Annotated in this window: 14 protein-coding genes; 10 read left to right on the top strand and 4 right to left on the bottom strand. The window is 74.5% G+C overall.

Annotation, left to right across the window (positions count from 1 at the left end; all coding sequences use genetic code 11):
- Window positions 1-56: 56 nt before the first annotated feature.
- Entirely contained in the window at window positions 57-1220 is a 1164-nt protein-coding gene (locus tag ACIOJE_RS00835) for a TetR/AcrR family transcriptional regulator (RefSeq protein ID WP_400772477.1), read from the bottom strand.
- Window positions 1221-1461: 241 nt separating this feature from the next.
- Here ACIOJE_RS00835 and ACIOJE_RS00830 point away from each other — a divergent pair, with 241 nt between their 5' ends.
- Complete coding sequence (locus tag ACIOJE_RS00830; RefSeq protein ID WP_280675655.1) at window positions 1462-2619, top strand: acyl-CoA dehydrogenase family protein; 1158 nt, start codon at window positions 1462-1464, stop codon at window positions 2617-2619.
- 94 nt (window positions 2620-2713) lie between these two features.
- On the opposite strand, the gene ACIOJE_RS00825 is transcribed toward ACIOJE_RS00830, so the two are convergent.
- The gene (locus ACIOJE_RS00825; RefSeq protein ID WP_280675657.1) at window positions 2714-2980 is read right to left on the bottom strand and encodes a hypothetical protein; all 267 of its coding nucleotides are present in this window, start codon (window positions 2978-2980) and stop codon (window positions 2714-2716) included.
- A 192-nt stretch (window positions 2981-3172) separates the two neighbouring features.
- Between ACIOJE_RS00825 and ACIOJE_RS00820 the strand changes: the two genes are divergently transcribed.
- Window positions 3173-3490 carry a cupin gene (locus tag ACIOJE_RS00820; protein WP_280675659.1) on the top strand — a complete coding sequence of 106 codons (318 nt, stop codon included), beginning with the start codon at window positions 3173-3175 and terminating at the stop codon, window positions 3488-3490.
- A 37-nt stretch (window positions 3491-3527) separates the two neighbouring features.
- On the opposite strand, the gene ACIOJE_RS00815 is transcribed toward ACIOJE_RS00820, so the two are convergent.
- A complete protein-coding gene (locus ACIOJE_RS00815; RefSeq protein WP_280675661.1) occupies window positions 3528-4118 on the bottom strand; it encodes a TetR/AcrR family transcriptional regulator in 591 nt (196 codons plus the stop codon).
- 109 nt (window positions 4119-4227) lie between these two features.
- On the opposite strand from ACIOJE_RS00815, the gene ACIOJE_RS00810 reads away from it, so the two are divergent.
- The 8 genes from ACIOJE_RS00810 (at window position 4228) to ACIOJE_RS00775 (ending at window position 10834) form a co-directional block, all read left to right on the top strand.
- The gene (locus ACIOJE_RS00810) at window positions 4228-5778 is read left to right on the top strand and encodes an MFS transporter (protein ID WP_400772474.1); all 1551 of its coding nucleotides are present in this window, start codon (window positions 4228-4230) and stop codon (window positions 5776-5778) included.
- A 262-nt stretch (window positions 5779-6040) separates the two neighbouring features.
- The gene (locus ACIOJE_RS00805; protein WP_400772473.1) at window positions 6041-6451 is read left to right on the top strand and encodes a methyltransferase family protein; all 411 of its coding nucleotides are present in this window, start codon (window positions 6041-6043) and stop codon (window positions 6449-6451) included.
- 229 nt (window positions 6452-6680) lie between these two features.
- The gene (gene tatA, locus ACIOJE_RS00800; protein WP_280675667.1) at window positions 6681-6992 is read left to right on the top strand and encodes a Sec-independent protein translocase subunit TatA; all 312 of its coding nucleotides are present in this window, start codon (window positions 6681-6683) and stop codon (window positions 6990-6992) included.
- 158 nt (window positions 6993-7150) lie between these two features.
- Window positions 7151-8527 (top strand): hypothetical protein, encoded by a 1377-nt coding sequence (locus ACIOJE_RS00795; protein ID WP_400772472.1) that lies wholly within the window; start codon window positions 7151-7153, stop codon window positions 8525-8527.
- A 103-nt stretch (window positions 8528-8630) separates the two neighbouring features.
- Window positions 8631-9185: a potassium channel family protein gene (locus ACIOJE_RS00790; protein ID WP_400772470.1), complete on the top strand. Its 555-nt coding sequence runs from the start codon at window positions 8631-8633 to the stop codon at window positions 9183-9185.
- Window positions 9186-9275: 90 nt separating this feature from the next.
- The gene (locus ACIOJE_RS00785; protein WP_280675673.1) at window positions 9276-9686 is read left to right on the top strand and encodes a VOC family protein; all 411 of its coding nucleotides are present in this window, start codon (window positions 9276-9278) and stop codon (window positions 9684-9686) included.
- An 87-nt stretch (window positions 9687-9773) separates the two neighbouring features.
- Complete coding sequence (locus ACIOJE_RS00780) at window positions 9774-10202, top strand: helix-turn-helix transcriptional regulator (RefSeq protein WP_400772468.1); 429 nt, start codon at window positions 9774-9776, stop codon at window positions 10200-10202.
- Between the two features lie 5 nt (window positions 10203-10207).
- The gene (locus ACIOJE_RS00775) at window positions 10208-10834 is read left to right on the top strand and encodes a glyoxalase (RefSeq protein WP_400772466.1); all 627 of its coding nucleotides are present in this window, start codon (window positions 10208-10210) and stop codon (window positions 10832-10834) included.
- A gap of 273 nt (window positions 10835-11107) precedes the next feature.
- Here ACIOJE_RS00775 and ACIOJE_RS00770 read toward each other — a convergent pair whose 3' ends face one another.
- Window positions 11108-12658 (bottom strand): protein kinase, encoded by a 1551-nt coding sequence (locus tag ACIOJE_RS00770; protein ID WP_400772464.1) that lies wholly within the window; start codon window positions 12656-12658, stop codon window positions 11108-11110.
- Window positions 12659-12852: the final 194 nt, after the last annotated feature.

Genomic DNA, 12852 nt, shown 5'->3' with positions numbered 1-12852 from the left:
GCCACGGGCCGGGGGGCCCCCCCCGCACCCCGGGGCGGGCCCCCCGCCGCCGTTCGTCAGGACAGCCCCAGGACGGCCCGGCCCAGGCGCAGCAGGCAGTCCCCGAGGTCCGGCCGGGCGCTGTGCGGACGGTTCCGCACCCCGTCGTTGACCAGCGCGAACAGGGCGTGGACCCGGATCCGGGCCTCGACCGCGTCGTACCCGGGGCGGACCTGCCGCAGCAGGGCGACCCAGGTGCGCAGGAAGTCGCGCCGGAAGTCCACCGCGACCCGGCGGTCCGGCGGGGCCAGCCGCTCCGTCTCGCTGAGCATCGCGCCCAGGTAGTCGCCGTGGCGCAGGGCGAAGCCGACGTACGCACCCAACCCGGCCGCCAGCGCCGCCTCGGGCCCGGTGGCGGCCGCGATCGCGCCGTCCACCTCGTGCCAGAGCCGTTCGCGGCTGCGCACCAGCGAGGCGGCGAGCAGTTGGGCCTTGCTGTCGAAGTGCCGGTAGACGCTGGGGCCGGCGATGCCGACGGCGGCGCCGAGCTGGTCGGTGCTGACGTTGTCGAAGCCGCGCTGGTGGAAGAGCCGGACGGCCGCCGCGAGCAGTTCCTCGCGGCGCGCCCGGGGTCGGGGCTCCGGCGGCGCGGGGGCGGGGGCGGGGGCGGGGGCGGGACCGGTCGCGGCGCCGCCCGGGCGGGCCGCGAGGACCGCCACGACCAGTTCGCGCAGCACCGCCTCGGCGCGACGGGGCTGCGGCGCGACCGACTGGTAGGAGAGCCCGGCGCAGACCGAGAGCGCCGACCAGCAGAGCAACTCGGCGTCCGGCTGCGGGAGTTCGGGTCGTTCGGCGGACAGCACGGCGGTCATCAGCGCGACGTCCGCGCGCAGCTCGCGGCGCAGCGCCGCCCGCCGGGCCGGCGGCAGCAGCCGGGCGTCGCGCTGCACCAGGGTGCCGAGCGGGCGGTGCCCGACCGCGACGGCGGCCAGCGCGGCGCCGAGGTCACCGGTGGTACGAGCCGCGCGCAGCCCGTCGGCCAGCGCGTCCAGCCCCAGCCGGACGGCGCGGTCGAGCAGTTCGGGCTTGCCGCGGAAGTGCCGGTAGAGGGCGGGCGCGGTGATGCCGACCCCGGCGGCGACCTCGGTCATCGAGACCTGGTGGTAGCCGCTGCGGTGGAACCGGTCGGCCGCCACGGCCAGGATCTGGGCGCGCCGACCGGGGGGCCGTCGGACCACCATGGCGAGCCTCCCTCCCGTGCTCCGGACCGCCCGTGCTCCGGACCGCTCACGCTCCAAACCGCCGACCGAAGGCTAGCAAGGATTCACTTGAGGGGGTCTTCCACCGACGACCACCGGCTTTCTCCGGGGTCGCCGACCCTGGACAGCGGAAGCTACCGAGGATTAACTTGTGAGGCCATCACCTGGCACGTTCAGTCCCGGCCGGCGCCCGCAGCCGGTCACCACCGAAGGGAGCGCCGCCGTGCGCCGCACCGTCTTCACCGAGGACCACGAGGCCTTCCGGGAGACCATCCGGGACTTCGTCGCCAACGAGGTCGTCCCGGTCTACGAGAGCTGGGAGGCCGAGGGCCACCCGCCGCGCGACTTCTACCGGCAGCTCGGCGCGCTCGGCATCTACGGCATCGAGGTGCCGGAGGAGTACGGCGGCGCGGGCGAGAGCGGCTTCAAGTACCAGGCGGTGATCGCCGAGGAGACCGCCCGGGCGGGCGTGAGCTTCGGATCCTCGGGCGTGCACACCGGGCTGGTCCTGCCGTACCTGCTGGAGTACGCGACCGAGGAGCAGAAGCGGCGCTGGCTGCCCGGCTTCATCTCCGGCGACATCATGACCGCCATCGCGATGACCGAGCCGGGCGCCGGCTCCGACCTCGCGGGCATCACCACCACCGCGCGCCGCTCCGAGGACGGCACCCACTACGTCCTGAACGGCGCCAAGACCTTCATCACCGGCGGCGTGCTGGCCGACCTCGTCCTGGTGGTCTGCCGCACCTCCCCGTACGACCCGGACAACCGCCGGGCCGGCCTGTCCATCCTCTGCGTGGACACCACGTCCCCGGGCTACTCCGTCGGCCGCAAGCTGCAGAAGATCGGCCTGCGCACCTCGGACACCGCCGAGCTGGCGTTCAGCGACGTCAAGGTGCCGGTGGAGAACCTGCTCGGCGAGGAGGGCCGGGCCTTCACCTACCTGACCCACAACCTGGTGCAGGAGCGGCTGGCGATCGCGGTCGGCGCGTACGCGGCGGCCGCCGCGGCGGTGCGGTTCGCGGTGCAGTACGTCAAGGACCGCAAGGTGTTCGGCAAGGCGGTGGCCGAGTTCCAGAACACCAAGTTCACGCTGGCCGACTGCGAGGCCCAGGTGGTGGCGCAGCAGTCGATGGTGGACCGCGCGCTGGAGCTGTACCAGGAGGGCGAGCTGACCGTCGCCGACGCGGCCGCCACCAAGCTGTTCTGCACCGAGTCGGCCTCCACCGTCATCGACAAGTGCCTTCAGCTGCACGGCGGTTACGGCTACATCCTGGAGTACCCGATCGCCCGGCTCTACACCGACAACCGGGTGTTCCGGATCTACGGCGGCACCAGCGAGGTCATGCGCAGCATCATCGCCAAGTCGATGGGCCTGTAGGCGCCGGGCCGGTAGTCGCTCGGTCTGCGGGCGGGGACACAGCCGCGGCGGGCCGCACCCCCATGGCGGCCCGCCGCACCCCGGCCGGGTGCGCTCAGTTGGGCGAACCGTGCTCCGCGCGCCAGGCCTCCCAGCCGGCGGCGGACGCCACCTTCGCCTCGCGCAGCGCCCGCTGGGCGAACGCGGCCGGCGCGGTCTCCAGGCTCCGCACCCAGCTGCGGCCGGCCGTGGCCAGCGCCGCGCACACCATCGCCGCCCCGGCCGCGCCGAGCACGGCGCCGATGCCGGTGAGCACCGCGCCGCCGACCAGCAGCGAGCGGTTGACCTGGAACCCGCCGGAGATTCTCTCGTTGATCGCCATGCCTCCACGATGCGTGCACGCGCCGGGGGCTGCACGTCGAACGGCTCCGGGTGCGGACGGCCACCGATGCCGCGGGTGCGCGGGGAGCGGGGCTCCGGGTGCGGGAGCCGACCGCGTCCGCGAACCTGGGCACACGGCGTCGGCCCGGACGCACGGGGCCGGCCCGGGCGCACCGGGTCAGGAGGACGCGCGATGCCCGATCTCGAACAGCTCGCCGTGGAGCACGCCACCCGGGCGGCCGAGAGCCCGCACGGGCGCAGCGCCCACCTGGTGCTCCACGACGGCGTCCTGCGGCAGACCGTGATCGCGCTGACCGCCGGCACCTCACTGGACGAGCACACCCCGCCGAGCGCCGGGAGCGTCCAGGTGCTGCGCGGCCGGGTCTCGCTGACCATCGCCGGCCGGCACCAGGAGCTGCCGGTCGGACGGCTGGAACCGGTGCCCCAGGAGCGGCACGGACTGCTCGCCCACGTCGACTCGGTGGTGCTGCTGACCGTGGTCACCACCTAGCGGCAACGGCGGCGCCGCGTCGCACCGCCGGGCGCGGTCACCGCGTCGCGGGGCTGAGCACGCTTGCGCTGACCAGCCGCAGCCCGCGCAGGAAGTCCCGCCCGTTCGGCGCCAGTTCGGGGGCCGCCAGCCACTGGGCGGCGTACCCGGCCAGCAGGGTCTGATAGAAGGCCCCGCGGGCGATCTCCTCCTCGGTGTCCGGCACCTCGGGCAGCCCCTGGAACAGCGCGGCGAGGCCGAGCCGGCCGTCCTTCTGCGCCTGCGCGAACGCGTGCGCCAGCTCGGGCTCGTGTGCGACCTGGGCGAGCGCCTCGAACTGGGCCGCCCAGAGCCCGCGGTGCTCGACGAAGACGGTCTTGAGTCCGTCCCAGACCGCGGCGAAGCGCTCCTCCCGGTCGTCCGACACCTGGTTCGCGGCGTGCACCACCGCGCCCAGGGCCTCGCCCATCTCCCCGATCGCCTCGATCATCGCCGCGTTGAGCAGCGCGTCCTTCGAACCGAAGTGGTAGCCGATCGCGGCCAGGCTGACGCCCGAGGCGGTGGCGATGTCACGGGCGGTGGTGCGCCCGTAGCCCTTCTCGTAGAGGCAGCGCTTGGCGCCGGCCATCAGGTCTTCGCGGTTTCCCATGACCCGATCCTACGGAAGGACTGCACAGATGTCTTGCACGAACGTCTCACACGATCGATTTACACGTATGTACTAGACAAACGTCTGACACGCCCGTACGGTCTTCCCCATGACCGCAACCACCGGCCGCGCAGGCCGTCGCGAATGGATCGGCCTGGCCGTCCTCCTGCTCCCGACCCTCGTCCTCGCCATGGACATGGGCGTGCTCTTCTTCGCCGTCCCGTACATCTCCACCACGCTGGCGCCCAGCGGCACCCAGCAGCTGTGGATCATGGACATGTACTCGTTCCTGCTCGCCGGGCTGCTCATCACCATGGGCTCGCTGGGCGACCGGTTCGGCCGCCGCCGACTGCTGATGATCGGCGCCGCCGGCTTCATCGGTGCCTCGCTGCTCGCCACCTGGGCCGACAGCGCCGGCCAGCTGATCGCCGCCCGCGCCCTGCTCGGCGCCGCCGGGGCCACCGTGATGCCCTCGACGCTCGCGCTGATCCGCAGCATGTTCCACGACCCCAAGCAGCGTCAGATCGCCCTCGGCGCCTGGGGCGGCATCCTCACCGCCGGCGCCACCCTCGGCCCGGTCGCCGGCGGTCTGCTGCTCGGCCACTTCTGGTGGGGCTCCGTGTTCCTGATCGCCGTCCCGGTGATGGCCCTGGTACTGCTCACCGCCCCGGTCCTGCTCCCCGAGTACCGCGCCGCCGCCCGCACCGGCCGCTTCGACCTGCCCGGCGCCGCGCTGTCGATGGCCGCGATCCTGCCGCTGGTCTACGGCGTCAAGACCCTCGCCGTGGACGGCTGGAGCCCGCTGCCCGCACTCGCCGTCCCGGCCGGCCTGCTGCTCGCCGCCGCGTTCGTCCGGCGCCAGCGCACCGCCGCCGACCCGCTGCTCGACCTCGGCCTGTTCCGGATCCGCACCTTCAGCGGCGCGATCAGTGTCAACACCATCGCGATGTTCGCCATGATGGGCTTCGCCCTCTTCACCTCGCAGTACCTGCAGCTGGTCAAGGGCATGAGCCCGCTCACCGCCTCGCTCTGGTCGCTGGTGCCCAGCGTCGGCGTCGGCGCGGCCGTCGGCATCAGCTCGGCGCTGGCCGGCAAGGTCCGCCCGGCGGCCCTGATGGGCGGCGGCTTCCTGGTCGGCGCGGCGGGCTTCGCGCTGATGACCCAGGTCGGCGCGCACTCCCCGCTCGCACTCATCCTCATCGCGGCGGGCGTGCTCGCCGCCGGCACCGTCGGCACCATGACCATGACCGCCGAGATGGTCGTCTCCGCCGCCCCCGTCGAGCGGGCCGGCGCCGCCTCCGCCACCTCCGAGACCGCCGTCGAACTCGGCAGCTCGCTCGGCATCGCCCTGCTCGGCGCGGCCGGCGCCGCGGTCTACCGCCACCAGCTGGACGGCGCCCTCCCGGCGGGCGTCGACGGCGAGACCGCCCGCGCCGCCCAGGACACCCTCGGGGGCGCGGCCACCGCCGCCGCCCACCTGCCCGGCCGGGTCGGCGCCGACCTGCTGGAGACCGCCCGGGCCGCCTTCACCGACGGCCTGCACGTCGCCGCCGTGGTCGGCCTGGTCTTCGCCCTCGGCGCCGCCCTGCTGGCCTACCGCCTGATGCGTCACCTCCCCGCCGCCGCCCCGGCCCCGCAGCCCGAGGCCGCCACCGCCTGACCCACCCGGCCCGATCCACGCGAGTCATCGAGAGCCCCCGCCCACCCCGGGCGGGGGCTCTCCGCCGTCCACGGCCCAGGGCCCACCGGTGCCGGTAGGCCTCGCGGCGGTCGCAGCATCCGGTGGTCCCCCGCTCTCAGCGGAGCAGGGCGGCCATGACCTCCGGGGAGACGGAGCCTTCGAGGCCCTCGGCCGCGGCCGCGAGCCGGTTCAGCCACTCGTCCCCGGCCCGTTCGGCGACTTCCTCCGTCACCTCGCCTCGGTGCTGGTCGTGGTGCTGTTCGGCCGCGCCGGGATCGGCGAACTTCCCCCCTGGGCGCGCTGGTTCGGCATCGCGCCGATCGCCGCCGGGCCGGCGCTGCGGGCCTGGGGCATGCGCACCCCGGGTCGCCACCACACCCGCACCCTGCGCACCGTGGACACCCAGTACGTCGTCCGCAGCGGCCCGTACCGGCAGGTCCGTCACCTCGACTACGCCGGCCGCCCGCTGGTCCGGACGGGCTACGCGCTCGGGCTGGGCAGCCGGCCGGCCACCCTGCTGGTGGCGGCGCTGCTGCCGGCCGCGCACGGCTGGCGGATCAGCGCCGAGGAGCGACTGCTGCCGGCCGCCTTCGGGCCCGCGTACGCCGAGTACCGGCAGGTTTCGAAGCGGCTGGTGCCCTTCGTGCACTGATCCCCGCCCCGCCGGGCCCGCGGGGCGGGCGGGCTGGTCACCGGGGCCGCGAACCGACCCGACCGGGCCCGCCGCCGCCGCAGTTGCTCGCGTTCCGCTCGAACGGCACCTGGTTTTTGGCCAGCGTTTCCCGGCCGGTGTATCCGTTCACCGTCGCAGCCAGGCATACTGGCCAGCATGGGCGCTAGCCCACCCGTGACTCTAGACAAGAAGGGACCGGTGGCCAGGGATGCTGCGGAACGGTCTTGAGCCCTGGCACCTCCTGGTGGTGCTGGCGGTCGTAGTCCTGCTGTTCGGATCGAAGAAGCTGCCGGAGATGGCCCGCGGCCTCGGCAAGTCGATGCGCATCCTGAAGGCGGAGACGAAGGCGCTGCGCGAGGACGACGCTCCGGCGGACGCCGCGCAGAACACCACCGCCCAGAGCACCGCGGCCCCGGGCGCCGGCACCGCGCAGAGCACCGCCGCGCAGCAGCCGGCCGCCGTCACGCCGACCAACGTGACCAAGGCCACCGAGACGAAGCGGCCCGAGACGACCGCCTGAGTCCCGCGTTCCTCCGGAAGCCCCCGGCACCGTCCGACGACGGTACCGGGGGCTTCCGCCGTGTCCGGGGAGGGGTAGACCCCGGAGCGCACTCGACTGGCCGTCCGATCTGATCCGTTATCTCCTGGTTTTCACCACTGGAGGAACGGAGTCGCGGCATGCCCACCGACGAGCCGGGCGCGTCCCCCGACGAGCCGCCCGCCGGCCGGCCCGCCGGACCGCCTGGCGGGTCGCCCGACGAACTGGCCGACCTGCGGGCCCGGCTGAGCGCCGTCGAGGCCCACGAGGCCCGGCTGGACCGGCAGCTGGGGGCCAGTCAGGGCAGTCAGGGCCGCCACCGGGCGCGCTCCCTGCTCGCCGTCCTGCTGATCCTGCTGGCCTGCGTGCTGACCCCGCTCGGCGCCGTCGCGGTCTGGGCGAAATCGCAGGTCGGCGACACCGACCGGTACGTCGCGACCATGGCGCCGCTGGCCAGGGACCCGGCGGTCAAGGCGGCCGTCACCAACCGGGTCACCGACGCGATCATGCAGCAGATCCCGGTCGACTCGTTGCTCGACAACGTCGCCCCCGACGACCGGCCCAAGCTCGGCGCACTGCTGAACGGCATCGGCCAGGCCCTCACCAGCGGGCTCACCGGCTTCGTCCACACCCAGGTCCAGCGGGTGGTGGACAGCGACGCCTTCGTCACCATCTGGACGGACGTCAACCGGGAGGCGCACGCCGCGATCGACCGGATGCTGACCGGGCAGGGCGGCGGCGCCGTCGAGATCAGGAACGACACCGTGGTGCTCGACCTCGCCCCGGTGATCGCCCGGGTGAAGACCGCGCTGGTCGACAACGGGCTCTCGGTGGCTTCGAAGATCCCGGAGATCCACACCTCGTACACGCTGGTGCAGTCCGACGCCATCCCCACGGTCCGCACCGGCCTCCGGCTGCTGGACCTGGCCGGCTTCTGGGTGCCGGTGCTCGCGCTGGCCTGCGCCGTCGGCGGGGTGCTGCTGGCGGGTCGGCGGCGGCGGGCGGCGGTCACGGCGGCGCTGGGCATGGCCGCCGGGGCGCTGCTGCTGGGCCTCGGGCTGAGCGTGTTCCGGGCCGTCTACCTGGACAGGCTCCCCGCCGGGGTGGACCAGGCGGCCGCCCAGGCGGTGTACGACACGCTCGTGCGCTACCTGCGCTCCGCCGTCCGGGTGGTCGTCGCGCTCGGACTCGTCGTCGCCCTCGGCGCCTGGATCAGCGGCGGCGGGCGCTGGGCCCGTACCGTGCGCGGCGGCTGGCACGCGGCGCTCGGCGCCGCCCGGAACACCGCCGAACGGGCCGGGCTGCGGCTCGGGCCGGTCGGCCGGTTCGTCCACCGCTGGAAGGCCTGGCTGGGCTGGGCGGCGGTGGCGGGCGCGGCGCTGGCGTTCGTGCTGTGGAGCTACCCGACGGTGCTGGTGACGCTCTGCCTGGCGCTCGCGCTGGTCGGCGTCCTGGCGGTGCTGGAGCTGCTGGACGAACCGGGCCGACCGGAAGGAGGAGCCCCGGCCGCCACCTGAGGGGCGATCAGCGGCGCCGGCCCTCCGGCACGGGTCGGCCGGCCGGCCCCGATCGGCCCAGCCCGGACAGCGGCCCGCCGGACGGGGCCGGAGGCTGGACGGGATGTCCGAAACCCAGTCACCGCCGTCACCACCGCCGTCACCGCCGCCGGGCGGCTTCGTCGACCTGCGGGCCACCGGATTGCTGCTGGGCTCCTTCACGCTCCTGATGGCCGCGTACTTCACCCTGCCGCTGCGCTTCCTCGGCCGGACGCACCCGCTGCTCGGCTGGCTCGCGTTCGCCGCCGCACTGACCGGGCTGAGCACCCTGCTGCTGGCGAAGATGCTCGGCGCCGTGCGCGGCACCGAGCGACGTCCGGTGATCTGGCTGGTCTTCCTGATCGGGCTGTCGATGACCGTCTTCGCCACGACCTACTACGTCCTCGCCGAGCGGACCGGCGAGTTCGAGGGGCTACGGACCCGGCTGGACGCGCTCTACTTCACCATCGTCACCCTGGCCACCGTCGGCTACGGCGACATCATCCCGTCCGGCCAGGGGCCGCGCCTGGTGGTGATCCTGCAGATCGGGTACAACTTCGTCTTCCTCGCGGCGGCGGCGGGGACGCTGTCGCGGACGATCCGGGCGGGCCTCGACGTCCGGGCCCACCGGGGGCCCTAGCGTGCACAGGTTGTCCACAGGCTGTGGATGAGCCGGTGGCCGTCAGGAATCGAGAAGCACGGCCGCAGCGCCGGACCTAGCATCGGCGCCATGGACATCACCATTCACACCAGCGTCCTCCCGCACGACGACCCGGACGCGTCCCTGGCCTTCTACCGCGACGTGCTCGGCTTCGAGGTCCGCGGCGACGTCGGACAGGGCCGGATGCGCTGGATCACCGTCGGCCCCGCCGGCCAGCCCGGCACCTCCATCCTGCTGGCGCCGCCGGCCGCCGACCCCGGCATCACCGAGAACGAGCGCCGCACCATCGCCGAGATGATGGCCAAGGGCACCTACGGCTGGATCCTGCTGGCCAGCCGGGACCTCGACGGCACCTTCGGGAAGGTGCAGGGCAGCGGCGCCGAGGTCGTCCAGGAGCCGACCGAGCAGCCGTACGGCATCCGCGACTGCGCCTTCCGCGATCCCGCGGGCAACCTGATCCGCATCCAGGAGGTGCGCTGAACCGGCCCCGACCACCGGTTCCGCGATCGACGGAGGCCGACGAAGGCCGCCGAAGGCCGACGTGAGTCGACGAAAGGAGTCCTCCCCGTGTGTCACCCCTCGTGGGCCCGCGCACGCGCCGAGGCGCAGCGCCTGAGCGACCTCGCGCGACTGCGCCGCGTCCGGGACCGGATCGACCGTGAGTACGCGCGACCGCTGGACGTCGTGGCGCTCGCGCGCGGCGTGGGCATGGCGGCCGGTCAGCTCGGTCGCGAGTTCCGGCTGGCGTACGGCGACTCGCCGTACGGATACCTGACCGCGCGCCGCATCGAGCGCGCGGCCGCGTTCCTGCGCTGCGGCGCCCTCGGTGTCGCCGAGGCCCGCCTCGCCGTCGGCTGCCCGTCGCCGGCCGCCTTCGACGCCCGCTTCACCGAGCTGGTCGGCATGCCGCCCGCCGAGTACCGACGCCTGGTCCGACGGGCGGTGGGACCGGTCAGGATTCGAGAAGCCCCGGCCACCGAGCCGCAACTAGCGTGACGGACATGACCTCCATCGACTCCATCACCCTCGACGTGGCCGACCCCACGGCCGCCCAGCGCTTCTACACCACCGCCTTCGGCCTCGACACGCAGCTGCGCCTGCGGGCCTCCCAGGCGGCGACGACCGGCTTCCGCGGGTTCACGCTCTCGCTCACGGTCGCCCGGCCCGCCACCGTCGACGGCTTCGTCGACGCCGCCCTCGCCGCCGGCGCCACGGCCCTCAAGCCCGCCGCGAAGTCGCTGTGGGGCTACGGCGGCGTCGTCCAGGCCCCGGACGGGACGATCTGGAAGATCGCGACCTCCGCGAAGAAGGACACCGGCCCGGCCACCCGGGAGATCGACCGGATCGTGCTCCTGCTGGGAGTCGCGGACGTGGGCGCGAGCAAGCGGTTCTACGTCGAACGCGGCCTCGCCGTGGCGAAGAGCTTCGGCCCCGTGTACGTGGAGTTCGCCACCGGGTCGGGACCCGTCCAGCTGGCGCTGTACAAGCGCCGGGCCCTCGCCAAGGACGCGGGCGTCTCCCCCGACGGCACCGGATCGCACCGGATCGCGATCGGCAGCGCCGCCGGGCCCTTCGCCGACCCGGACGGGTTCGCCTGGGAGCTCCCGCAGCCGGCCCACACGTCCTGACCGACGAAGCCCGCCCGCCGCAGGAAGAGCCATCCCCGAGACGACCGGAGGAAGCCTGACGGACACGGCGCCGCGCGGGTTCGAGGAGAGGCTGCGGGACACCCGCGCGAAGCCGGCGGGCGAGGTCGACCTCTGGGTCGCGACGGCGGGCGCCTCGGGCGGCGCCCACGAGATCCAGGGCCGCGACCTCATGCGCGACGGCCGCTGGCTCGGCTGAGCCCGTCGGCGCCCGGGCACCGCCACGCAGGCCGGGGTTCGACGACGGACCCCGGGTCACCAGTCCTGGTTGTCGGTGGCGGCCGTGGCGTGCAGGGTGATGAACAGGGCGCTGAGGCGGGCGTTCCAGTTGGCGTAGGTGGGGCCGTCGATGGCGTGCTTCTTGGCCAGGTCGCGGATCACCTTCTGGGCGTCCTTGAGCTCCTGGGCCGCGTCGTCGGGAGAGCCCTCGTTGAGGCGGGCGGAGGCGTCGTCGAGGATGCGCAGCAGCTCCACCTGGTGGTCGCGCTCCTTGCCGCCGATCTGGGTCTGGGCGACGGCCTGGCGGAAGGCGTTGAGCTGCAGGGCCGGGGCCTGGTTGCGGGGGACGGTCGGGCTGGGGGCGCCGGGGAGGGAGGCCGGGGTGGTGGGGGCCGCGGTGGTGGGCGTCGGGGTCGGCGTGGGGGTGGGCGTGGGGGCCGTGGGCGCCTTGGTGGCGGTGGCCGCGGACGCCTTGGTGGCGGCGGGGGCGGCGGGCTCGTCGAAGGCGGTGACGGCCAGGGCGGCGACGCCGGCGAGTCCGGCCACGCCCAGCGCGCCGAGGACGAGGGGCTTGCGGCCACGGCTCCGGCTCCGGCCGGCCCGTGCGGGCGGGGCCGCCGGGACGGCGGCCATCAGCGAGGTGGCGGGCGGGGCCTGCGGCGGGAGCAGCGTGGTGTGCTGCTGGTTGGGGCTCACCGGCCGTACGGGCGGGAGCAGCTGGGTCGGGGCAGCGGTGGCGAGGAGTTCCGCCGTCGGGTCGCCGATGGCCAACCCGGGGATGGTGGAGAGGAGTTCCACGCGCGCCGCGGCGGCGTCCACCGGCCGGTCGGCGGGGTTCTTGGCGAGCAGGCGCAGGACGGCCGCGTCCAGGGCGGGCGGCAGGCCGGGCCGGCGCACGGACGGCGGCAGGGGCTGCTCGCTGACGTGCTTGAAGGCGATCGCCACCGGGGTCTCGGCGGTGAACGGGGTCTCGCCGGTGAGCATTTCGGTGAGCACGCAGCCGACGGCGTAGAGGTCGGTGCGACCGTCCAGGGCCGAGGCGGTGGCCTGCTCGGGCGACAGGTACGCGGCCGTGCCCAGCACGCTCGCCGTCTGGGTCAGGTTGCTGGACGACCCGGCCCGGGCGATGCCGAAGTCGACGACCTTCACCCCGCCGTCGTCGGTGATCATGATGTTGCCGGGCTTGATGTCCCGGTGGACCAGACCGGCCGCGTGCGCGACCGCCAGCGCCTCGCAGACCGCCGCCGCGATGCCGACGGCGCGTTCCACCGGCAGGTTCGGCTGCTGCGCCAGCACGGCGGCGAGCGAGCGGCCGTGGACGAGCTCCATGACGATGAACGGCGTGCCCTGGTCGACGCCCGAGTCGAAGACCATGACGATCCTCGGGTGCACCAGCATGGCCGCGTGCTGCGCCTCGCGGCTGAACCGCTCGGCGAAGCGGGGGTCGTCGGCGAGCCCTCCGTTGAGGACCTTGACGGCCACCTGACGGCCCAGCACGTGGTCCACGCCGCGCCAGACGGTGGCCATGCCGCCGACGCCGAGTATCTCGACGAGTTCGTAACGCCCGTTCAGCGCCCGTCCGATCACCTGGAACTCCCCTCACGTGCCGCGCCCGGGGTTCCGGGCCGCCTCGTGCACCTGTGCACGATAGCCGCCCCGCCCGACCGCTCCGCCGGGGGCGGGGAGGCGGTCGGGGGACCGGGCAGCGGTCCCCCGGCCGCCGGCACGGGGGGAGTGCGGCCCGCCCTGACTGCGGGAGGGCGGGCCGCACGTTCCGGGCC

Source organism: Kitasatospora sp. NPDC087861, assembly GCF_044742585.1.
Classification (GTDB): domain Bacteria; phylum Actinomycetota; class Actinomycetes; order Streptomycetales; family Streptomycetaceae; genus Kitasatospora.
This window is presented reverse-complemented; position numbering and strand designations above follow the sequence as displayed.

Coding starts and splice junctions, on each gene's coding strand:
- ACIOJE_RS00810 (WP_400772474.1), top strand. CDS start 4,228: ATGACCGCAACCACCGGCCGCGCAGGCCGTCGCGAATGGATCGGCCTG.
- ACIOJE_RS00825 (WP_280675657.1), bottom strand. CDS start 2,980: ATGGCGATCAACGAGAGAATCTCCGGCGGGTTCCAGGTCAACCGCTCG.
- ACIOJE_RS00820 (WP_280675659.1), top strand. CDS start 3,173: ATGCCCGATCTCGAACAGCTCGCCGTGGAGCACGCCACCCGGGCGGCC.
- ACIOJE_RS00790 (WP_400772470.1), top strand. CDS start 8,631: ATGTCCGAAACCCAGTCACCGCCGTCACCACCGCCGTCACCGCCGCCG.
- ACIOJE_RS00835 (WP_400772477.1), bottom strand. CDS start 1,220: ATGGTGGTCCGACGGCCCCCCGGTCGGCGCGCCCAGATCCTGGCCGTG.
- ACIOJE_RS00785 (WP_280675673.1), top strand. CDS start 9,276: ATGGACATCACCATTCACACCAGCGTCCTCCCGCACGACGACCCGGAC.
- ACIOJE_RS00795 (WP_400772472.1), top strand. CDS start 7,151: ATGCCCACCGACGAGCCGGGCGCGTCCCCCGACGAGCCGCCCGCCGGC.
- ACIOJE_RS00775 (WP_400772466.1), top strand. CDS start 10,208: ATGACCTCCATCGACTCCATCACCCTCGACGTGGCCGACCCCACGGCC.
- ACIOJE_RS00815 (WP_280675661.1), bottom strand. CDS start 4,118: ATGGGAAACCGCGAAGACCTGATGGCCGGCGCCAAGCGCTGCCTCTAC.
- tatA (WP_280675667.1), top strand. CDS start 6,681: ATGCTGCGGAACGGTCTTGAGCCCTGGCACCTCCTGGTGGTGCTGGCG.